Consider the following 20,622-nt stretch of genomic DNA (forward strand, 5'->3'; position numbering starts at 1 on the left):
CGTAGGCGATGGCCCTGTCACGGAGCGCCGTGGCCACCGTGGTGGAGAAGAGCGAGCGGTGGTAGCCGTGGGACATGGCGCCGTGGACGCGGCCCAGGGGCACGGTGTCCCCGGTGGGCGTGGCGCGGCGCTCGATCTTCATGCCGAGCCGTGACGCCTGCCTGTACACGTTGGTCTCATCGATGCCCGAGCCGTGGTTCCACAGCACGGTGAGGTAGTGGTTGGCCGGGCTGCGCTGGATACCCCAGGTGAAGAAGTCGATGGCGCACTGGGGATCTCCGGTGTTCGTCTCGCCGATCTCCTCGACGATGTCCTGATCGGCCGTGGTCCCCTTGCGGACGTGGTAGCGGCGCGTCTGCTGGTCGCCCATCCTGTCGAGCTGGACGAGGATGTCCACGTCATCCGTCGAGCCCACCTGTTTGAGCTCCTGGAGATCATCCAGGGCCGCGTCCTCGAGATTGTTGTCGCCGGCCATCCAGACCATGACCGTCCATTGCTTCTTCTGTGGCGCTGGCATGTGCATCCCCCTTGTCCGTGAGTCCAATGGGAAGGTGGAGTCCGGGGGGCTCCCCCGGACAGGGGCCCGGAGTGCCAGGAGGCGGTGGGGCCGGAACCGGCCGGGAGGAGGAAGGCCGGGGGAGCGGGGGCCTCGTTCCGAGCCGGGCCCCCATTCCTACCGCGTGGGGGAGGCCGGGGCCTCTTCCCGCCTCGAGGACTCGAGCAGCCGCAGCACCTCGTCGTCGGAGACCTGGGTGAAGTCCTCGTACCAATCGCCGATGGCCCAGAGCGCGGGCGAGGCCTCCACGCACACCACCTCGTCGGCCTCGGGCGCTATCTCCTCCAGGCTCTGGCTCGCGGCCACCGGCACGGCGAGGATGAGCTCCCCCGGGTGGTGCTCACGAAGGGAACGGATGGCGGCCCGGACGGTTCCTCCCGTGGCGATCCCATCATCCACGAGGATGACGGTCCGTCCGCGCAGCTCGGGAGGAGGCCCCCCGTGCCGGAACCGCAGGGCCCGCCTCGCCACCTCCCGGGCCTCCCGTTGGGCCGCGCCGGCGAGATCCTCCTCCTCCAGGCCGAGCCGCCTCATGAGGGGGCGGTTGAGGTACATGGCGCCGCCTTCCGCCACCGCTCCCACGCCCAGCTCCGGCCGGCCGGGCGTGCCAATCTTCCGGGACACCCAGACGTCGAGGGGCGCGCCGAGCGCCCGCGCGACTTCATGGGCCACGGGGATGCCTCCGCGGGGGAGTCCCAGCACCAGGGGATTCCGCCCGGCGTAGTGCCCCAGGAGCGACGCCAGCTGTCTGCCCGCATCCGTGCGATCGATGAACCTCATGTGCATCCTCCCCGAGGAATGCCGCGCACCCTCGCGCGGACGTGACACCCCGGGCGTCGTGGAGGCCGGCCATGGACAGGCCCCCGGCGAGCGGGGCTACACCGGGACGGTGCGGCGCGAGGCCCGCGTGCGGCGGGGCGGTGGGCGCTCGGACTGGCCGGTGCGGCCGTGCTGGCTCCACACGTCGGTCATCAGGGCGAGCACCAGCCCCACGATGGGCCAGCGCGTCCACTGCCCGCCGAACCAGTGCTGCACGGCCGAGTACCAGAGCAGCGTGGTGGGCAGGAAGATGAAGCCGAGGATGGGCCAGAGCAGCGTGTCGAACATGCCCCGGAACCAGCTGGTGAAGAACCACAGGACGAGCATCAACAACCGGGGGACGGCGAGGGCGAAGAGCGCGAACAGGACGGGCATGTTGGCCTCCTGGCTACAACCTGCGCAAGCACCCGGGAGCCCGCCAGGAGCCGGGCTCGGGGCCGTAGGCTAGGCGGGCAGCTCCTGCTGCGGGCGCTCCTTGGCGGCCTTCTCGCCGGGACGCACCGTCGAGCGGATGACGACGATCTTGTTGAGGATGTCGAACCAGAAGGGCGCGCCCAGGGAGACGGCGAGGCCCGTCAGCAACAGCCCGAGCACCTTCAGGACCCACCCCCCGAACGTCCCCGGCGGCTGGCGGATGTCGGCGAGCGAGGGCATGGACGTTTCCTGGGGCTCCTTGGGGGTGTCCTTGTGGAAGCTCCAGCCCAGCGGCAGCCCGATATCACCGAGCACGGTCAGTTGCGCTTCGAGCTGCTGCTCGGCCGCCATCAGGTCCTCCCCCCGCGACACGCCGGCCGGCCGCGCGTTCTCGGCGGCGGAGACCACGGCGGCGCGCAGGGTGTCATTGCGCGAGAGCTGGTTGACGACCTGGATGGTGTCGATGTTGTAGGCGGCGGCGAACAGCAGACCGATACAGAAGGCGATGACCTGGCTGCGGCGCTTGTACCAACCGGAGAGCCGCTCCATGGAGGCGTTGAACCAGTCGCCGACACCCGTCTGGAGTTTGCGGAGGTTCCCATCCGAGTCGGCGAGCAGCGCCTGGAGGGCCTGCTGGAAGCGAGCGGCCTGCGGGGGCAGCGAGGCGACCGTCCGCTCGAGATCCTCCACGGTGCCCCGGGCGCCCCGGTGCAGCACGCCCTCGAGCAGGGCGACCACGAAGGTCTGCGTGGGGATGTAGGAAGGCAGACGGCCTCCTTCCTTGTGGAGCGCCCGGATGAGCGCGTGCGAGTAGAAGTTGTCGGCGCCCTCGTTTCCCAGCATGCCCCGGATGGTTTCGTGGAGCGCCGACGCGCGCTTCTTGAGGAGGATCTCGATCACCTCCACCGCCGCCGAGCAGATGAGGCTCATCAGCAGGAAGATGAAGGTGACGCCGAGCAAGACATTCAGCATGCTGAACATGGTCTGTCCTTTCCTTCAAGGAAGGAGCATCCAGCCGTCATTGTGACAGCCCATGCCCCTGGAAATCTGTCCGCGCCTCGAGCCAACTCCAGTGCTCGCGGGATGGAGTGGCTGGTTCAGCAGCGCACAGAGGGATGCGCACGGCTGGAGTGCGGGCGAGTGCGGCTCACCCCGGATCGCTTTTCACGGCGACGAGGCCCGGAGCTCCACCTCCCTCCCCCACCACAACCAGTCGCCGCTCATCGGAACGCGCCCTCGATGTCCGTCTGCTGGGGCGGGAAGAGCTTGTCCACGAGCGCTTCACCTCCCTTGCGGCCCAGCCATCCCACGCCGATGGCACCGCCCACCCCGCCGATGAACGCGCCGATGGCCGCACCCGGTATCGCTCCCGCCCCGCCGAACCATGTGCCGATGCCCGCGCCAATCGCGCCGACAAGCTTCGCTCCCGCCCAGCCGCCCGCCGCCGCTCCGGCGACCCCGAGTCCCTCCTGGAGCGCCACCCGTGGCCACTCCACTCCCGCGGTCGCCACCCGGTAGGACGCGATGCCGATGTCGATGGCGATCAGGATCCGCCCCGCGATCCGAAGCCGGCCCACCCACTTGTTCACCTTGAGATTGGCCCTGGCCGCGCTCTCGATGATCTGCTTGTCCGTTTTGGGCGTGATGCCCCGAGCGTCTCCCGTGCGCAGTTTCTCGTAGGAGGGGCCGACCGGGTTCTCGTACTTGCGGAGGTTGCGCTGCTCGGCGAGCAGGCGGAGCACGTCGAGATCCCAGCGGCGGATCCTGACCTTGGCCTCGTTGCGAGCCGCGTTCGCCCAGCGCGCGACTTCCTCCACCGGCCGTCCCTCGGCGATCAGCCGCTGGGCCGTCTGGGAGATGGCCTGGTCCGCCTCGTCATAGAGGGCGCGCAGCAATCCCTCCACCTCGAGCACCGTCCCCCCTCCCGCCGTCACATCCGCCGGCTCGGGGCCGGCGTCCCGCTTCGCGAGGGAGGTGGAGCCGCTGGCCTGCTCCCGCACGCGGAAGGGCTCGCCCCGCAGGACGGCCTCGGAGGCCTGATCGGCTTCCCGCTCGTGGACTCCGCCCTGGCCAGGCGCGGACAGCTGCGGGGTGGGCGCGCTTCGTTGTTGCTGCACGACATGGGCGGCCTCGTGCGCCATCAGGCCGAGGTCGGTGGTCCGTTCACCCGGGCCCAGGAAGATATGACTCCCATGGGTCACGGCCCGGGCGGACAGACTCCTCGCCATGCTTCGCGCAGGGGTCTCCGTGTGCACGCGGACGGATTTCAGGTCCAGCTGGAGGCTTTGCCCGATGGCCGCCTGGACGGGCAGGGGAAGGGGTTCTCCGCCACGGGCGGCCGACGGAGCGCTCGCCACTGCCGGCTTCCCGTTACTCACCGCTCCCTGGTGGAGATTCTCCAGCAGCTTGCGGAAGCGGGGGTCCTGCTGGGGATTGCCTCCGAGCTTCACTCCCGTGCTCACCGGGGGCATCGCGAGTTGCCCCGGGCTCTTCCCGGCGGCTGGCGTTCTCTGGAGGGCCCTGGCTCGGGTGCTCACCCGCTCGCGCTCGGAGACCCGGGCAGAGGAGCGCGGTGGTGGTGTCCTGAGCAGGAGCGGTGCGGCCATGTCCCCATCCTCCAGTCCCACCCCTCACGTTGCGGCGCGCCGTTACCCCGCGCAACAGAGCGGCACCCACCGGCTCGCGCGTGCATCCGGACGCGGGCCGTGGGGCTGTTCGATGGAAAAGGGGGAGAGGGCATGCGACCGCTGGCCATAGCAGGCGCGTGCTCGACACGCTGTCCTCGGTTCTCCACAACTCCTGGCCGTGCTGCCGTGGATCGTCGAGCTCCAGGTTGTCCCAGGCGGCGAACAGGACCGTGTCATCCACCGCGAACAGCTCCGGGATGGACCCCTCGTCACCGAAGGTGAGCCGCTCGGTCAGGATGCCTTGTAGACCATGCTCTTGGAGCCTGTCCGCGCACCGGGTCGGCTCCAGTGCTCGTGGGGTGGAGCGGCCGGTTCAGCAGCGCACAGAGGGATTCGCACGGCTGGGGGGGAGCGAGCTGGGCTGTCGGACTCCGTTACATTAGGAACGGACCGTCACATTAGGAACGGAGACGACACGTCTTCAGCCGTCCCTGACACTGGGAGCGACATACGAACATCGTCATGACTCGAACCGTGGCGAATTCTCATCTGCGCGGAGCGAGGATATGAACGAGGCGAAATCACTGGCCAGGAAGTGGAGGTTTTTCTCGCTCGCGCCAGCATGGCCATCCCAGTAGAAGATTTCGCCCGACCGCTCACCCGAAACCGCCAAACAAATCTTGTCGACGCCTTCCGTCGTTGCGATCGGAAGCATGGTGTCGGGAATGCGATCTCCAAACACATCCAGGTTCCAATCGAGGTTACACGACTCGACAGGATCATTTAATCCAAAGAAAAAATGGATTCGGCCGAATGGGTTATTTGCAAGGCCTGTGATCGCAAATAGATCTCGTTCAGGCCGTCCTCCATTGGTTGTCAACAAGAAGGCCTTGTAGGCAACAGGGAATGTAAAGCCATTCTTTATTTCAAATGACCTGAGTTCCTCCTCATTGAGGGGAGGTCCTCCTTCGGTAGTATGAAGCAAGTAGCTCATTGTTATCGACCTCCAGAGAAGCCGCCGGTGTGTCCCGTTTTAGCGTGGATGTCTGTAGGGACAAGTTGCATGGTCTTTCTGTCTTGGTGATGATGCCATGTCTTGCCCTTGGGTGTCTCTTTGAGTCCAGCCTTTTTGTTTGCGGCGGTGAAATCACTAGACCGGGAGCCAGTGTATGTAATCTCTACTTCTTTTTCAACTTTACCAGCAGCCCTGAAATCGGGGTAGCCCTGGCTGTCGAACGGGACACCGGTAATCGGATGCTTTTTTCCCGCGAGATGGAAGTTCCGGATTGGAGGAGTGTCTGAATATCCAGCGGTACTCTCATCAGTTGGTTTGGTCTCTTTGTTGGTCTTCTTGCTACCCTTCGGATTGAGCTGACCTTCGATCCACCAAACGCCGTCCTGTTCTACCGGCCGAAGTGCCTGGAATCCGTATCTAACTCGTACGGCTCCAAGTACACCGTCGATTACGGGCGCTGCAACCCTCCCGCGAAGGGCATTGACCGCTGTGGCAGCGGCATTCAGTCCGAGCCGTAGCCGTTCGTTCGGATCCTGCGGCACTCCGGCTTGTGCAATGAACCGTCCCAGCCGCTTTGCCTGCGCGACGATCCAGTCCACCACCCGATCCAGCGCCTTTTCGACCGCCGCGCGGACGCGGTTGACCACGTTGAGCACCGCATCGCTCACGCGGCCCAGTCCGGCGATGCGCGCCAGGAAGCTGATCACCAGCGTCAGCATCCCGGCCATCGTCTGCTCGACTCGGGTCGCCGCGGCTGCGATGACGCCGCCCGCGATGGTGGGCAGGGACTCGAGGAAGGAGAGTGCCACCTGCTTGATCTGCTGCAACCTCTCCACGAAGAACATCACCGTGTTGTAGATGCCGATGATCGCCTGGATGAACGCGCCCACCGGGTTGAGGCTCGTCACCAGCCGCATGATGGCCGCCTGCACTACCCGGTCTCTCACGAAGGTCATGATCTGCTCCATGACCATGTCGCGCAGATTGCCGAGGCTCTCCTTGATCTTCTCCCACGCGGCGGCCGGCCCCTGGGTGACCAGCGTCTTGACGAGCTCGAAACCCGTCTCGAGCGCTTGCACGGTCTTCTCGCCGACCACCCGCACCAGCTTCTGGCGGAGGAACTGCCAGGTCACGCGCATCACGCTCAGGACGAACTTGACGATCTCGCGCAGCTCGAGCGCCTGCGGGATGTAGATGCCGGCACCGCTCATCGCTCCCATGAGCCAGTCGATCAGCGATTTTCTCAGGTGGGTGAGGAACCTGCCCGCGAACTGTTGCAGCCCCTGGATGCCCGCGCGCACCAGCTTGCCGGCGAAGCCGATCGGATCGCGCAGGATCGCCCGGAAGGCTCCCGCGGCGCGGCGCAGGTAAGGCATCACGCCCGGCGCCACCACCGAGAAGATGATCTCCAGGAGGCCCCAGACCGTGTTGCCCGCCCAGCTCGTGAAGCGGCCCATGAAGTTGCCGAAGGCGCCCGCCACCTTGGCGAACGCTCGCGGCAGCAGCACCAGGTCGGCGATCTCCAGTGAGCGCAGGGTTCGCATGAAGAGCCCTGGAATCTCCTGGACGAAGCCGAGCAGCTCGCCCAGCGCTCCCTGGAACCACGCCCAGGCCTTGCCCACCGCGTTGGCCTTCTTGAGGTTGTTCCAGACCTCCTCCTGGCCGATCAGCTTCATGAAGCCGCCGATCAGGGTCTCGGCATTGCGCGGGACCGCTTCGCCCGTGATCGGATCCCTGCCCAGTACCGCCTTGAGCAGGTCATAGCCGCGGGTGCCCTCCGCCAGCTTCGCCAAGGGCTTCAGGATGGCGTCCTTGACGATGTCGGTGATGCCGCCCACCAGCCCGCGCACGAAGCGGGTGATGCGGCCAATGGGCTCGGTGAAGATGCCCTGGGCACGCTCCCACACACCGCCCAGGTTGAAGATGTCCTTCCAACTCAGCGTGTCGAGGAAGCGGTTGAGCGCCTCCCGGAACGTGCCCGCGGCCATCCCGAGCGAGCGGAGCTGCTCTTCCACCCACCCGCCCACGCGCTCGAAGATTCCATGGTTCTCGAGCGCCTGGGTGATGAGCCCACCCCCGGGGATGAACTCCACCACCGCCTTCATGACATTGGCGGCGCTGCGCTCCACCCGGCTCATGTTGATGGGGTTCACCCCCAGGACGAGGGTGAGCAGCCGGAAGCCGGGCAGCGCATTCGCCTTGTCCGCGAAGAAGTTGAGCGCATCCCCGATACCCAGCCGCTGCATCCGCGAGCCGCTGGTCCGCTCGCGCACGGTGAAGGACTCGCCCCGCAGGACGGCCTCGGAGGCACGGTGTGCTTCCGCCTCGTGGGCCCCTCCCTGGCCCGGTGCCCACCGCTGCGGTGTGGGCGCGCCTTTCTGTTGCACGACGTGGGCGGCCTCGTGCGCCATCAGCCCCAGGTCGGTGCTCCGCTCTCCCGGGCCCAGGAAGATCTGGCTCCCGTACGTCACGGCCCGCGCGGACAGGCTCTTCACCGCGCTCTGCGCGCGAGTGTCCGTGTGCACGCGGACGCCTCCCAGGTTCACCTGGAGGCTTCGCCCGAGGGTCTCCTGGACTCGTGGAGGCAGGGGCTCTCCGCCACCAGGGGCCGCCGGAGGGGTCAGTGGAGGCGCCGCCGCTCCCTTGCTGAGGTTCTCGACGAGCCTCTGGAAGCGGGGGTCCGTCTGGGCATCTCCCCCGAGCTTCACTCCAGTGCCCACCGAGGGCACGGCCCCCACGGGTCCTGGACTCGCCGTGGGTGCCGGGGCCCTCCCGTAGCTCAGGGGCCTCGCCGGTGTCGTGCTTCGAGCACCCACCAGACCCCGCTCGGAGGCTGGCGCTGGAGGACGCTGTGGTGGCGTTCTGGATCGGAATGGTGCGGCCATGTGCTCACCCCCTCGGCGACTGCGTCCCCACGCGCCGCAGCGGGCACACCGCGCCCAGCTTGCGGTACTCCCGCTGCACCCCGGCCTCCACGTGCCCGAATCCCACCGTCCCTCCGTCCTCCAGCGCCAGCATCGTCGCGTGCAGCACCGCGTTGCGGATCTGCCCCCCGCTCAGGTTGCAGCGCGCCGCCACCTCGCGCAGCTGCTCCTCGTCCACCGCGTGCCTCTCCGGCAGGTGCAGCTTCCAGATGCTCCAGCGCTCCGCCGGCTCCGGCGCCCGGAAGTCCACCACCACGTCCATCCGCCGATGGAACGCCGGATCGATCGCCTCCGGCGCGTTCGTCGTCACCACCACGATTCCCTCGTACGACTCCACCCGCTGCAGCAGGTAGTTCGTCTCCAGGTTCGCGTACCGATCGTTCGAGCTGCCCACGCCCGTGCGCTGCGTGAAGAGCGCGTCCCCCTCGTCGAACAGCAGGATGACGTCCAGCTCCTCGGCCAGCGCGAACAGCCGGCTCAGGTTCTTCTCCGTCTCGCCGATGTACTTGTTCACCACCGCCGACAGCTCCACCCGGTACATGTCCATCCGCAGCGCCGTCGCCAGCATCCTCGCCGCCAGCGTCTTCCCCGTGCCGCTCGGCCCCTGGAAGATCGTCCGCACCCCCGGCGTCAGCTGTCTCCTCAGCGCCTCGCCCACGTGCCCCGCCAGGTGCTCGCGGTGCCGGCACCGTGTCTCCAGGTTGCGCAACTCCCTCAGGGTCTCCGCCCCCACCGCCAGCTGGCTCCAGTCCCCCCCGCCCGTCAGCCTCACCGCCAGCGTGTCCAGCGTCTGCCGGTGCAGCGCACGGCTCGCCTGTCTCACGTCCTCGGGCTCCACCTGGCTCCGGCCCGCCAGCGCCGCGTGCGCCCTCGCCAGCTTCGCCGCCCTTCGCAGGTTGCCGCTCGTCATCCGGAAGCTCGCCGTGAGCGTGTCCAGTCCGGGCACGGCCCTCCCGAGCCCCCGCTCCCAGTGGCTCCGCCGCTCCTCGGGCCCCGGCACCCCCAGCTCCAGCGTCAGCGATTGCTCCACCCCCGCGCCCCCCACGCCTCCCTGCCGGCCCAGCACCACGCCCAGTGGCGCGTCCCCGCCCTCCAGCTCCGGGAGCTCCACCGTCTCGCCCGGGCCTGGATCCAGCACCACCACCGGCATCGCGTGCAGCAGCGTGGCCAGTGCGCCCACGCCCCGCCACCGGGACTCGTCTCCCGGGCCCCGGCCCTCCACCTCCAGCACGCTCCGCCCGAGCTCCCTCGCCACCGCGCGCAGCAGCGTGCGGCGGCCGTTGTGTCTCGGGCCTCGCACGATGAGCGCTCGCGCCTCGCCGGACTCGAGCAGCTCCGGCACCCGCGACAGCGCCTCCTTCGAGCCCTCCGGCAGGATGAGGGGCTCGTCCGTCCGCAGCGTCTCCCACGTGAAGTGCCGCAGGCCCGGCGCCAGGTGCTCGTGGGCCTCGCCCCTCAGCGCGTCCCAGAGTGGGCCGGGCACGTGCAGCGCCCGCTCGGTGCGCGGTGCCTGCGCATCCACCACCTCCACGAGTCCCAGCTCGCCCAGCCGGCGCAGCCTCGCGCGCACCTCGCCCCGGTCCTCCGCCGGGCGCCACCAGGCGTTGAGCAGCCCCTGCGTGGGCCGGTGCAGTCCCGGTGTCCCCTGCATGGCCGCGAAGAAGGGGCCGAAGCGCGCGTCCTCCTCCACCAGCCCCACCGCCATCAGCAGGGTCAGCGCGTCGTGGTCCAGCGCCGCCGCCTCCCGCAGCGCCCGCAGCGGCAGGTGGGCCGGTGCGTCCTCCTCCCAGGCGGCGATGGCCTCGCTCCAGGCTCCCGCTCCCGCCTCCGCGTCCAGCGCGTCCAGGCCCAGCCGCCCCAGCTCGTCCCGGTATTCCGCCGCGAAGGGGAAGCGGGTGAGCAGCGCTTCCCTCGACTCCAGTGCCCGCACCGCCTGCGCCAGCAGCCGCGAGAGGGCCGCGAAGAGGTAGAGCTTGAAGTGCTGGAAGGAGTCGGACATGGGGCCTTCCTTCAGTCGAAATGGAACAGCACGTGCCGGCCGGCCGCCGGTATCCAGCCGATGTCCCGGTCCAGGCCGGCGAAGCGCACGGGCAGCGGCAGCGACGCGAGCGGGAAGACGACGTCCACGTGGCTCTCCGTCACGTGCACGCGGGCCTCGTGCTCCAGCAGCACCCGGGACAGCTCCTCCGGCCCCTCCGTGCCGAGCGCCCGCGCCAGCCGCGCTCGCACGTACGGGACGAGCCAGCCGAGCCAGCGCTCCAGGGGCGAAGGTTCGGCCTCCCCGGGGGCCCGGGTTTCCGGAGCCAGTGAGAAGGGGGTGGAGCCGGCATGGGGCCCGGTCTCGCGGTGGAGCTGTGCCTCCGGCTCCTCTTGCGTCCGCGCCACGTCCAGCACGAGGAAGCCGGCGGGGTGCCGCACGTGGAGCCGCTCGACGGAGGATTGCCGCACCGTGCTCCAGTGCCAGGTGCCCGGCTCACGGAAGGCCTTCAACCACGCGGGGGAGAGCCGCCACTCGGAGGGTGGCTCGAAACCGTCTCCGGCGGGGGTGCCGGGCGGACGCCCCGCGAGTCTGGCCAGGAGCGTCCAGAGGGGATCCTCCGGAGAGGGCTTGGCCAGCAGTTCGTCTCCGAGCAGCGTGAGGAAGTCCCAGACGGGCAGGCGCAGTCCGGGAAAGGCCGGTTGGGTGAAGTCCCCGTAGAGCTCGAGGGCCAGGGCCAGGTTGAGCAGGTAGAAGGTTCCTCCGAGCCGGGTGTGGATGGGCTCTCCCGTCCAGGAGAAGGGCTCGGGAAGCGGTGGGGCGGGGATGCGCGCTCCGGCGGCGGAGGTGGGCTCCCCGGTGCCAGGGGGGGCGGCGCTCCCGGCCGCCAGCGAGGTGGGCAGGGGAAGGCGCGCGGGCTGTTCCCCGATGGGAGTGGACGAGGGGTGTTCGGCGCGTGGCTCCTCCGTGGGTGAAGGGGAGGGCGCTCGCGTGTGCGAGCTGGCTGCGACCCATGCCTCCGCTGGCGTGTGGATGTCTGTCTCCGGGGCCGTGCCGGTGGGGGGGGGCCGAGCGTGTGCCGTGCCCTCTGAAGCGAGGGCATCTGTCTCGTGGGGGGCCGCGTGAGGCGGACGCGCGGCAGGGGCGTCCGTCGCGGCGTGGGGCACCGCATCGAAAGAGGCAGCGGTGTGGTCGTGCCGAGCGTGGTCGATGTCCGATGGAACGGCGTGGGTGTCTGTCTTTGGGGCTGTCCCGGTGGGGGAATGCTGGGAGTGTGCCGTGCCCTCTGGAGCGAGGGTGATGCCCGCTACCTCGGCGTGGGTGTCTGTCTTTGGGGCTGTCCCGCTGGGTGGATGCCAGGCACGAGGCGTGCGCGCTGGAGCGAGGGCCTCCGCCTCGTGAGTGGCCGCATGAGGCGGACGCGCGGACGGGGTGTCCGCTGAAGCGAGGGGGACTGTCTTGATGGGAGCAGCGGGAGCCCGTGAGCGGGTGATGTTCTCCGCTCCGGTGCGGGTGTCCGCCTCCGCGGCTGTCGTGGTGGGGAGCCGCGGGGGTGTTCCCGCTGGTGCGTGGGCCCTGGCCTCGCGAGTGGCCGCACGAGGCGGATGCGCGGAAGTGGCGTCCGCTGGCGCGTGGGTCTTCGTCTCCATGACGAGCGTGTCAGGGAGATGTTGGGAAGGGGCGGCGCCCGTTGGGTCAGGTGAGCCATCCGGCCGCGAGCTGTTCCAACTGGTCCGACCATCGGACCAGTTGCTCGAGTCCGCGCCCGGAAGGTCCCCCGTGTGGTCATGTCCTGGCTCGAGTGCATGCACCGGGAGCGGATTGCCGCGAAGCGCCGGGCCAGCACGTCCTCCCGAGGGCACGGCCGCTCCGCGCTGGCGCATCCGCTCCCGCCACCTGGCCACCGCCGTCGCGGTACGGGGCAGGTCCACCACCCCGGGCGCACGCCGGATCATCAACGCCACCCCGAGCAGGGTCCGCGGCTCGAGCCCCAGCGCCGCCGCGTCCGCCTCGGGGAGCCAGCTCGCCCAGGGAGGCGCCTCCTCCCCGGGCTCCACCGCGTGCGTGCGCTGCTCCGCCAGTGCGCGCTCCAGGGCCCCCAGGCCGAAGCGCCGGTTCACTCCCGCCAGGAGCTCTCGCGCCTCCCGCTCTCCCATGCGCCGCAGGAAGGCCTCCGCACGGCCCCAGCGCGCCAGCAACTCCAGCGAGGCCGGGACGTACTCCGGCGCCCGGTTCCACTCCGTCAGCAAGGCCCGGTACGGGTCCGCTCCGAGGAAGCGGCCCGTCCACCACCAGCGCGAGGTGGCCACTCCGGAGCCCACGTCGTTCGCGAGGCACGCGTACAGCTCCGCCGGATCCGCGAAGACGACCGCCCCGGCCCCCTCGGGAACAACGCCCCGGGCGGGCCGCGCGGCACGGGAGATCCGGGCCCTCAGCGACTCCCGGAAGGCCCGCTCCCATTCGGCGGGAGGGCGGAGCTCATACCGGTGCAGGCGCAGCGTGCGGGGCCTGGGATCCTCCAGCTTCTGGATGCAGACGATGGCCGAGGGCGGCAGGCCCCCGGGGAAGAAGTCCAGGCAGCCCAGGAGCCCCTCCAGCCGCAGCCGGGCGGAGAGCGGCTCGCAAGCGCTGCTCCGCACGCGCAACTGGCCGATGAGGGCTCCGTCCGCCCGGCCTCCCTCACGCCTTGGCATTGCCCTTCCCCCGCTTGAGGAGGCCGAACACGAGCGCCCCCAGCGCCGCGACGATGGCGGCCACGATGCCCAGGAGCCCTCCACCACCGCCGCCGCCGTTGCCCCCCTGCGCGAAGCGCACCTCCCGGGTGGCGCTCCGGCGGGTGATGTACGTGCCCGAGCCCGGACTCGCGTCCAGCTCCACGAGCACCACCTGCTTCGGCTGCCGCGCGTAGACGCCCTGCTGCGCCTCCGTCAGCGTCCATTCGCCGGTGGCCAGGGTCTCCGTCGCCTCGGCCGGGAGGGTCATCGGCGCCGTGGGGTTGCCCGGCGCCGGGAAGATCTGCCAGCGCTCGTAATCCGGGTCGGTGATGCCCTCGTTGGAGATGCGGAACGTGGCGGAGAGCCCCTCGGCGGCGGCGGCGATCCTCGCGGCGTCCACCGACTTGTTCTGCACGGTGGCGGTGAACCGGTTGGACTGCTCCTGGCTGACCTGGGCGCTGGCCTCGGTTCCGACCAGGAGGCGGAGGCCGTCCGCGGCCAGGGTCACGCCGCCGCAGTCCTCTTCGCGGAGATAGGCCCGGCCCCAGGTGGTGGAGGGCGGGGTGCTGGTCAGCGGATTGTCGATGTCCGGAGCCGGTGCGCCCCGGGGCCAGACGAGTGCCGTCCCCTTCGAGCCCGGGGTGCCCGTCATCGCCACGAACGCGGCGACGTAGAAGTCGAGCTCCTCCACCCCGGAGAGCGTCAAGCCCTCCTGGGACGCGCGGGGCAGACGCACCTCGACGTTCCAGGCCTTGCGCGCCGTCTCCGCTCCGGACGTGGCCGTGCGCACCTGGAGCCACGGGGGATTGGCGCTGGCGGTGGTCTGGCTCCAGTCCACCGAGGGGGTGGTGCTCGTCGCCTTCCAGGCCAGCACCTCTTGGGGCGCGCTGTTGGTGGCGTCCCCCACGCCGGGAGGCAGGGGTCTGATGTGGATGCGCCAGTACTGATCCGAGCCCACGGCATGGAGGGCCAGGACGACGGTGTCGTCCTCGTCGAAGCCCGTGTCGCCGTTCACCTCGATGGAGAGGAAGAAGTCGGAGGGGGTCCGCAGCCCCTGCAGGGCGCCGTGGGGTCCCGGGGAGGCGTTCTCGAAGACATAGCGGAAGGCGCTGCTCCACCCCATGTCTCCTTGCACCTTCCCGTCCACGGTGGGCGTGGCCGGCTCGCCGGGGAGCGCGGTGGCCTCCGGGAAGCAGAGGCGTTGTTGCGCGAGTGCGCGTTCCGGGAGCAGCGCGAGCCCCACCACCAACAGCAGCGCCGCCCGTTTCATCGAAGCCCGCGTCGAAGCCTGTGTCGAAACCTTCATGGAGGTGTCTCCTTCCTGTGGGGGCTGGGGGCTGCCTCACTCCAGCCGGATGCGGTGGGACACCTCGCCCGCGACGCCGGGGCGGGTCTCCGAGACGATGCGCAGCACCAGCTCCGCCCGGGTGGCCATGTTGTCGGCGGACAGCCGGGTATCGATGGTGACGAAGCCGGGCTGCTCCACGCGGATGCGATCGCCGAGGCCCACGGTGAACGTCCAGTGTCCACCCGGATCCCCCTTCACGGACGGCTCGAAGCGGTAGTCCCCCTTCTCGAGGAACTGCGCCTGGTAGCGCAGCCGGGCGACGCGCTTCGTGGCGTCCACCACCACCTCGCTGCCCGCCACGGTGGCCCCGTCGCGCGCGGACGCCAGGGTGAGCTGGAAGTCCGAGTGCACGGGGGGCGGGCTGCCCACGGTGACGAGCTGCTCGCCCGAGGAGCCCTTGAGCTCCGGATTGCGCCGCGAGGTGGCGATCAGCCGCAGCCGCGCCGAGGTGTTCTCGGGCAGGTTGGGCGGGATGGCCAGCCGGACGCGCACCTCCTTGAAGGTGCCCTCCGGTGCCTTGCCTCGCGGCAGCAGCAGCTCGGCCGGCTTCAGCGCATGGCCCTCGGCATCCACCACCTCCACCGTCCACGCCGGCTCCACCACGGGCGTGAGGGTGAAGGTCTCGTCCATGTTGGTGAGGACGGTGAGCGTGTAGGTGAAGTCGTAGCTCTGGCCCGCCTTCAGCGTGGGCGCCTTGGGCGCGCCGGTGAGGCTGATCATCACCTGGCCCGTGGGCAGGGCGGGCGCCGGGGGCGAGACGATGACGGTGGCGGAGGCGAAGCCCAGCGGATTGCTCACCGTGAGCGTCACCGGCCGCGTCTGCTCGGACTCACCGGGAAGCGGTGGCACGTCGAAGAGCAACTGTGTGTCGCTGCTGCCGGGCTTGAACTGATCCACCCGGACGCCCGCCACCGTGACGACGTTGTTCATCGGCAGGCCGAAGTTGCGGCCCACCAGGCGCAGCTCGTCGCCTACCCGGACAGGGCCGGAGGGGAAGAGGGCGGTGATGGCCACCCCGGCCTTGCCGCCGGGCAACGCGGACTCCAGTTGCCCCAGGCGCTTCTCGTGCTCCTCCAGCCGCTCGAGGATGCCGTTGAGCAGCTCGGCGGTGATGAGGCTGCCAGGGAGCACCCTGGGAGATGATGGTGACATGCTCGGCTCCTTCCTGCGCGGTGGGTGGCGCTCCTCAGGGCGTGGGCGGCTCCTCGCCGGGCCTGGGGAGGGCAAGGTGGGCGAACTCCACGCGTCCGACGTCCAGCCGTGCGTCGCCCTGGTAGGGGAGGTGTCCGCTCGTGAAGACCAGGTAGGGCTGGGCCTTCCGGGGGCCGGTCAGCGCCTGCTGGTTCTCGCGGATGAGGTAGACCCAGAGCATCTCGCGCTCGGCCAGCTCGATGGGCGGGTAGGCCAGGGACTGGCGCAGCAGCGGCTCCAGGCGGGCCCCTTCGATCACGTGCTTGCGCCAGGTGAGGCCCTCGAGGAAGCGCTCGGCGCTGAAGCCGCGCAGGGAGCCCAGCTCGAGCGGCACCACGCCGGCCGGCGGCAGGTAGTCGAAGTGGTCCGTGGCCCTCACCTCTTGCGGCTTGTCCCCGCGCAGCAGCGCCTCGAGGTGCTCCTGGAACTGGAGCAGCACGGCCTCGGCCTCACTGGCGCGCCGGGCGCCCAGCCACGGGGCCCAGCGCCCGGCGTGCGGCGGCGGCGTGGGGTGGCGGCGCACCGAGCCCATGTCCACGAAGCGCAGGCCGGTGAGCTCCCGCCAGTGCAGCAGGGCCAGGGGCACCTCCTGATCCGTGAGCCGATCCGGCCGGAGCCCGTCCAACAACCCGTAGCGCTCCAGGGGTTGCCCGAAGGGGTGGACGAGCGCCTCGCGCCAGCGCGGCTCCCCCGTGCCGAAGCACAGGTGGGCCACGCGGTTGCGCAGGCGGGTGTCGTCCTCCTGCAGCCCGGCCTCGTCGAGCGGCACGCGGAGCAGCCGGAAGCGGACGCCCTCCACGACGTGCCGGAAGTTGCAGGCCGCCGTGTTGGGGCCCAGGCCGCTCACCGGCGCGCGCCCCGTCAGGTCCTCCACCGGGGCGAGCGTCAGCAGGTAGAGCCCCGTGCCCGTGATGGGGACGCTCGGGGGCTGGAGGCAGTCATGGAAGCCTCCCGAGCCCGGGGCGGCCTGTGTCCGGGGCTTGTCGGCCCGGGCCAGCGACACCTCCACCACCTGGTGCAGCTCGAGCGTCTGGCCCTGGCGGTTGAGCGCCAGCCCGGGAGCCACCGTCACGGTGGGCTCCGTCGCCGAGCTGCCTCCGAGGGTGGCGTTCACCTCCAGCCCGTGGACGATGCCCTCGCCGAGCGCCCGGCCGAACCGGGTGAGCCACGCGCGGCGGGCCTCCTGCTCCTGGCGCAGATCCTCTCCGGACAGCAGCCGTCCGTTGAAGAAGTGGGTGGAGCGGATGCCGTCGTCGAAGTACGGCGTGTCGAGCATGAGGCTCATGGCTTGCCTCCGAGCGGGAACCAGCTCACCTCGATGACGAAGCGGAGCTTCTGGATGACCTCCGCTTCCACCGGCACGCCCTGGTGATCGAAGACGTAGACGGAGAAGCCCTTCGCCTCGAAGCCGCCGAAGACGACGGTGGGCACGCGGACCTGCTCGATGCTCATCGGCAGCACCTTCACGACGTAGCCGGACTGCCGGAACTGCGGATCCACGTAGCCGTCGAAGGTGAAGAGGACCTCGCCCTTCCCGGCCCGGAGGGCGCGCAGGTTGCCGAACGTGTCCTCCATGCCGGGCTCGTCCACGCCCTTCACGACGCCCGCGGCGACGACCTGGTAGACGGCGGGCTGGGGCGGCGGAGGCTCCGGCGGCTGCGGGCTCGTGGTGGCCGCCGGGGTGGAGATGCCACGCACCAGCCACTCCTGGAGCAGCCTCTGGCTCAGGAGGAAGGGCCGCTGCTCCTCGTCGACGCGGATGTTGCCGGGCTCCGTGGTGGCGAGCTCCCAGGCGGCCTGCTCGCTGGCGCGGGTGAGGGGCAGCCACAGCGCGGCGAGCAGCACCCCGTCCTCGGCCTGCTTCTCGCCGGGCTTCGGGTCGTGCCAGTCCGGGCGCAGCTTCGTCACCCAGAGGCGGAACGCCGCGCGCAGGTACCGGGGCAGCTCCTCCGGAGGAATCACCTGCGGGGGCGCGGTGTGGGGCGATCTCCCGGCCCCCTCCGGGGTCGGCCACTGCTTCCGGGCCTCGGGCCACTCCGTGCGCAGCCGCTCGAGGAAGGCCTGGAGGGTGGCGTCGTCGGTACCGCCCGCGAAGGGCGTGGGGTCGAGGTTGTTCTTCAACCAGAGGATGAGCTCGCGTACCGCCAGCTCCTCGCCCGTGGGAGGCGGCTCCAGGCGCAGCTCCAGGTGGAAGCTGTCGGCGATGCGCGACTCGGGGTGGGCCTCCTCCTCGGAGCGGCAGGGCTCGCCGGGGATGGGGATCGGATCCGTCCGCTGCTCCTGGTAGCCGAGCACCACGTGGAGGGGCAGGTGGGCCTTGTTGGCCGCGCCCACGTCCTTCAGCTTCTCCTTCAGTGCGTCCGCGTGGTTGGCCACCCAGCCGGGGAGGGAGGCGCACTGGGCGGGTTGCACGTGGATGAACTGGCCGCTGGGGCTCACCGCCATGCCCGGGGCCACCTCCACCTCGAGGCCCCCCTTGCCCGTCCGGGTGCTCACGGCGAGCCCCCACGCCGTGCCGTAGCCGAGCAGCTCGCGCACCACCCGGCGATCCCTCTCGGACAGGTAGGCGAACTCCTGGGTGAAGTCTTCCGCGCCCAGGATCATGCCCAGCACGTAGTTGACGTGTTTGGTGGGATCCGCCGGCTTCTGTGGCACGGATGTGGATGCGGGTCCGAATGCGGTGCTCATCGGATGTCCCCTCCGGGGGTGGAATGGTGGGTGAGGCGATCCCTCCCGATGCACCAGCGCTCGGTGGCGGCCCGTGCGGGGTTGGGAGTGAGGAAGGCCTCGGCCAGGTACGCGCTGCCCAGCACCAGCGCGCTCCGGGCTTCCGGTGCGCGGGCGCCCAGGCTGACGTGCGTGTCCACGCCCAGGCGGGCCTCGCCCACGCGGAACATGGCCCAGTAGAAGCGCACGTCGAATACGGTGTGCGCCGGCTTCTCCTGCTCCACCAGGCGCCGGGCCTGCTCCAGGCGCGTGCCGAGCTGCGCGGCGTGCGTCCCCCGGGGCACGGGAAGGAAGACGGTGAAGCGGTGGGCCGCGCCAGGCCTGTCCTGGGCGCCCTGGGCCGAGCGGAAGTGCTCGATGATGCGGATGGACGCGCGGAGCGGATCCTCCTCCTCCTGGAAGAGGGCGTCGCCGGGCGGCTCGTCGAGCACCAGGCGCAGCGCCATGCGCAGACCGCGAGGGGTGCCGCGCCAGCGGAAGAAGTCGGCGGCGTGGCGCAGGAGGAGCCGGCGGCGCTGCTCGTCCCAGGAAGGATCCAACGCCAGGCCGAACCAGCTGGCCAGCCACTCCAGGGCCTCGGCGGGGGCGGTGCGCGCGTCGAGCAACACCTGCGCCGCGGCGATGCGATCCTCCACGTGGGTGTAGAAGCCCTCCATGTTGGCGAGGAAGCGCTCCAGGAAGCTGGCCGAGGCGGGCTCCTGCCGGTAGATGGCGGGCAGGTAGCGCTCGGGGTACGAGGGGCGTGGGTAGTACGCGCGCAGGGCGTGGAGGCGCGGCGTGGCGCCGCCCGGGCCGCGCAGGGTGAGCTCGAGCTGGAGGTAGCGGCCGCGGGGGTGCTGGAAGAGCAGCTCCCAGGTGCCGCGGTGCTCGCCGGAGGGGCGGGGCGTGAAGGGCAGCTCCGAGCCGCTCGTGCGCAGGTAGGGCTCCGGCTCGAGCTGGAAGGGGGTGCGCTCCACCTCCTGGGGCGTATCGGCCGCGCGGCTGCGCACCTGGACGCGAGTGCCCTCGGGGATGTGGGCGTCGAGGAAGAGGCGGTGCCAGACGCAGCCGGGCAGGCGGCTGTCGAAGCACTCGGTGAGGAGCACGGCCTCGGGCTCGTAGCGGGGCAGCCGCTGGGCGACGAGCGGGATGTAGCCATCGGCCAGGTCGTAGAAGAGCCGTCCCTGGCCCGTCACCAGCCCCCGGCCGCTGAACAGCCGCATGGGCAGGTACTCGGAGAGCGGCGAGAGCCCGGGCACGCCGTCCTTCACCTTCAGACGGAAGATGAAGGTCTGGTTGCCATCGGCGGAGACCACGTAGAGGCGGCCGGCCACCTCGGACGTCCCCTCCGGCACGAAGGCGGCATCGTGGGCGCGCAACGTGAAACGGTGGGACTCCTCCTGCTCCTCGAGGATGCCGCTCACGGACAGGGGGAGGGCGTCGCCCCGGGGGACGCCGTCGCGGTACAGACGGAGGTGGCTCGCCTCCGGCTCCGCGCGGCGGTCGAGCACGAGGACCTGCCCGTCCGGGAGCGCCTCCACGGCGATCGGATCCACCTCCTCGAGCAGAAAGGCATCCTCCTCCGAGAGCTCCGGGACGATGGGGGAGGGCGCGTCCTGCGTGCCGACGGGCTCCGGCCCCACGGGGTGGAAGAGCGCCTCGCGCGGTGGCGGCCTGGCCCGGGTGCCGGTGCGCACCACGCGGAAGGTGGCGTCCAGCGTCCAGCAGCGGCGGTGCTCCCGGTCGAGCACCAGCACTCCGCCCTCCGGCGTGGGCGACAGATCGAACGGGACGAAGGCCACTCCGGAAGGCCAGAGGAACCGCAGGGGTGGGCTGCCCGTGTGCAGATCGAAGACGAGCAGCCCGGCGGGCTCCAGGGAGCCGGCCACCAGGTAGTGGAGCGGGGTGACGGCGAGCCCGCTCAGCAGCTGGCGCGAGGTGGATTGCCGGACGGGCACCGGGCCGAAGTCACCGGTGGTGGCGCGAGGGAGCGGGGGAGCTTCGAGGGACCAGAAGGTGCTGCTCTTCCCCGTGCCGCTGGACTGCACCCGGATGGACGTCCGGCTCTCGTCCACCCAGTAGATGTTGCCGTATTGATCCCTCCCGGCACCGCGGCGCTCGTCCACGTCCAGCGCGGGGGCGGACACGGGCGCGGTGAACCGGAACAGGAGCGGCCGCAGGGTGAGCGCGGCCCGTTCGTCATCCCAGCGCACCGGGGTCCGCTGCTCGCGCTCCTTCCAGCGCTCGTCGAGCGCCTGGCCTTCCTGGCGGCAACGCCCCCAGTCGTCGCGCCCGAGCAGCAGGTGGTAGCGGGTGCCGTTGACGTCCAC

The 20,622-nt window shown here is 70.4% G+C and carries 14 protein-coding genes; all 14 read right to left on the reverse strand.

Translation table 11 applies throughout. The features are described from left to right. Positions 1-517: clostripain-related cysteine peptidase (locus VFZ09_RS25070; protein ID WP_329730176.1), on the reverse strand; the 517-nt coding region annotated here is incomplete at its 3' end. A 156-nt stretch (positions 518-673) separates the two neighbouring features. Beyond that, positions 674-1,336, reverse strand: a complete 663-nt coding sequence (locus tag VFZ09_RS25075) for a phosphoribosyltransferase (RefSeq protein ID WP_329730177.1) — start codon at positions 1,334-1,336, stop codon at positions 674-676. Positions 1,337-1,432: 96 nt separating this feature from the next. Then, on the reverse strand, positions 1,433-1,750 hold the full coding sequence (locus tag VFZ09_RS25080) for a hypothetical protein (protein ID WP_329730178.1): 318 nt from the start codon (positions 1,748-1,750) through the stop codon (positions 1,433-1,435). Positions 1,751-1,819: 69 nt separating this feature from the next. Further along, positions 1,820-2,770, reverse strand: coding sequence for a hypothetical protein (locus VFZ09_RS25085; RefSeq protein ID WP_329730179.1), 951 nt, complete (start codon positions 2,768-2,770; stop codon positions 1,820-1,822). Between the two features lie 239 nt (positions 2,771-3,009). Next, positions 3,010-4,395, reverse strand: a complete 1,386-nt coding sequence (locus tag VFZ09_RS25090; RefSeq protein ID WP_329730180.1) for a DUF4157 domain-containing protein — start codon at positions 4,393-4,395, stop codon at positions 3,010-3,012. Positions 4,396-4,936: 541 nt separating this feature from the next. Continuing rightward, positions 4,937-5,410, reverse strand: a complete 474-nt coding sequence (locus tag VFZ09_RS25095) for an SMI1/KNR4 family protein (protein WP_329730181.1) — start codon at positions 5,408-5,410, stop codon at positions 4,937-4,939. A 2-nt stretch (positions 5,411-5,412) separates the two neighbouring features. After that, positions 5,413-8,316 carry an eCIS core domain-containing protein gene (locus VFZ09_RS25100; RefSeq protein WP_329730182.1) on the reverse strand — a complete coding sequence of 968 codons (2,904 nt, stop codon included), beginning with the start codon at positions 8,314-8,316 and terminating at the stop codon, positions 5,413-5,415. 4 nt (positions 8,317-8,320) lie between these two features. After that, positions 8,321-10,354, reverse strand: coding sequence for an ATP-binding protein (locus VFZ09_RS25105; protein WP_329730183.1), 2,034 nt, complete (start codon positions 10,352-10,354; stop codon positions 8,321-8,323). Between the two features lie 11 nt (positions 10,355-10,365). Continuing rightward, positions 10,366-13,026: a hypothetical protein gene (locus VFZ09_RS25110; protein ID WP_329730184.1), complete on the reverse strand. Its 2,661-nt coding sequence runs from the start codon at positions 13,024-13,026 to the stop codon at positions 10,366-10,368. Further along, on the reverse strand, positions 13,013-14,353 hold the full coding sequence (locus tag VFZ09_RS25115; protein WP_329730185.1) for a hypothetical protein: 1,341 nt from the start codon (positions 14,351-14,353) through the stop codon (positions 13,013-13,015). The genes VFZ09_RS25110 and VFZ09_RS25115 overlap by 14 nt, the downstream gene beginning before the upstream one ends. Positions 14,354-14,389: 36 nt before the next feature. Further along, entirely contained in the window at positions 14,390-15,547 is a 1,158-nt protein-coding gene (locus VFZ09_RS25120; protein WP_329730186.1) for a hypothetical protein, read from the reverse strand. Positions 15,548-15,581: 34 nt separating this feature from the next. Next, entirely contained in the window at positions 15,582-16,871 is a 1,290-nt protein-coding gene (locus VFZ09_RS25125; protein WP_329730187.1) for a hypothetical protein, read from the reverse strand. Then, positions 16,868-18,274, reverse strand: a complete 1,407-nt coding sequence (locus tag VFZ09_RS25130; protein WP_329730188.1) for a hypothetical protein — start codon at positions 18,272-18,274, stop codon at positions 16,868-16,870. Before VFZ09_RS25130 ends, VFZ09_RS25125 begins: the two co-directional genes overlap by 4 nt. Further along, on the reverse strand, positions 18,271-20,622 hold the full coding sequence (locus VFZ09_RS25135) for a phage tail protein (RefSeq protein ID WP_329730189.1): 2,352 nt from the start codon (positions 20,620-20,622) through the stop codon (positions 18,271-18,273). The genes VFZ09_RS25130 and VFZ09_RS25135 overlap by 4 nt, the downstream gene beginning before the upstream one ends.

It is taken from the genome of Archangium sp., assembly GCF_036277355.1.
Lineage (GTDB): Bacteria > Myxococcota > Myxococcia > Myxococcales > Myxococcaceae > Archangium.

What these genes read in the sequence shown, in the direction of transcription:
- VFZ09_RS25075 (WP_329730177.1), bottom strand. Translation starts at nt 1,336, where the DNA reads ATGAGGTTCATCGATCGCACGGATGCGGGCAGACAGCTGGCGTCGCTC.
- VFZ09_RS25080 (WP_329730178.1), bottom strand. Translation starts at nt 1,750, where the DNA reads ATGCCCGTCCTGTTCGCGCTCTTCGCCCTCGCCGTCCCCCGGTTGTTG.
- VFZ09_RS25085 (WP_329730179.1), bottom strand. Translation starts at nt 2,770, where the DNA reads ATGTTCAGCATGCTGAATGTCTTGCTCGGCGTCACCTTCATCTTCCTG.
- VFZ09_RS25090 (WP_329730180.1), bottom strand. Translation starts at nt 4,395, where the DNA reads ATGGCCGCACCGCTCCTGCTCAGGACACCACCACCGCGCTCCTCTGCC.
- VFZ09_RS25095 (WP_329730181.1), bottom strand. Translation starts at nt 5,410, where the DNA reads ATGAGCTACTTGCTTCATACTACCGAAGGAGGACCTCCCCTCAATGAG.
- VFZ09_RS25100 (WP_329730182.1), bottom strand. Translation starts at nt 8,316, where the DNA reads ATGGCCGCACCATTCCGATCCAGAACGCCACCACAGCGTCCTCCAGCG.
- VFZ09_RS25105 (WP_329730183.1), bottom strand. Translation starts at nt 10,354, where the DNA reads ATGTCCGACTCCTTCCAGCACTTCAAGCTCTACCTCTTCGCGGCCCTC.
- VFZ09_RS25110 (WP_329730184.1), bottom strand. Translation starts at nt 13,026, where the DNA reads ATGCCAAGGCGTGAGGGAGGCCGGGCGGACGGAGCCCTCATCGGCCAG.
- VFZ09_RS25115 (WP_329730185.1), bottom strand. Translation starts at nt 14,353, where the DNA reads ATGAAGGTTTCGACACAGGCTTCGACGCGGGCTTCGATGAAACGGGCG.
- VFZ09_RS25120 (WP_329730186.1), bottom strand. Translation starts at nt 15,547, where the DNA reads ATGTCACCATCATCTCCCAGGGTGCTCCCTGGCAGCCTCATCACCGCC.
- VFZ09_RS25125 (WP_329730187.1), bottom strand. Translation starts at nt 16,871, where the DNA reads ATGAGCCTCATGCTCGACACGCCGTACTTCGACGACGGCATCCGCTCC.
- VFZ09_RS25130 (WP_329730188.1), bottom strand. Translation starts at nt 18,274, where the DNA reads ATGAGCACCGCATTCGGACCCGCATCCACATCCGTGCCACAGAAGCCG.